Source organism: Halomonas sp. ND22Bw (assembly GCF_003011945.1).
Classification (GTDB): domain Bacteria; phylum Pseudomonadota; class Gammaproteobacteria; order Pseudomonadales; family Halomonadaceae; genus Halomonas; species Halomonas halophila.
In genome coordinates this window covers 1-272 of record NZ_PXWD01000873.1, presented here as the reverse complement: position 1 = coordinate 272, position 272 = coordinate 1, and the positions used below count along the sequence as shown (strand labels likewise).

General features: G+C 62.5%; 1 protein-coding gene. It reads left to right on the top strand.

Annotated elements, in window-relative coordinates; genetic code table 11:
• Positions 1-10 precede the first annotated feature (10 nt).
• Positions 11-272, top strand: a 262-nt coding sequence (locus tag CVH10_RS20645; RefSeq protein ID WP_219924913.1) for a hypothetical protein, incomplete at its 3' end; no start/stop codon positions are given.

Here is a 272-nt window from a genome sequence, read left to right as displayed (position 1 = left end):
CATCCAGACCATGAAGAGCGACGGTAAGGTGCTGTGGAACGGCACCTCTCCGCTCAAGATCCGCGCCGCCACCGAGGAGGAGATCGAGATCTTCGAGGACGCCCTCGCGGAGGACGATTCGGAAGAGGACGAGCCCTACGAGCCGGATGCCCGCCACGCCCAGTCTTCCAACGACGATAAGGCCTCCGAAGACGACTCGGACGAGGACGACGAGGAGGACGATGCCGACATCGTGTTCCTCGTGGATATCGACGAGGATGGCGGCCTCGATT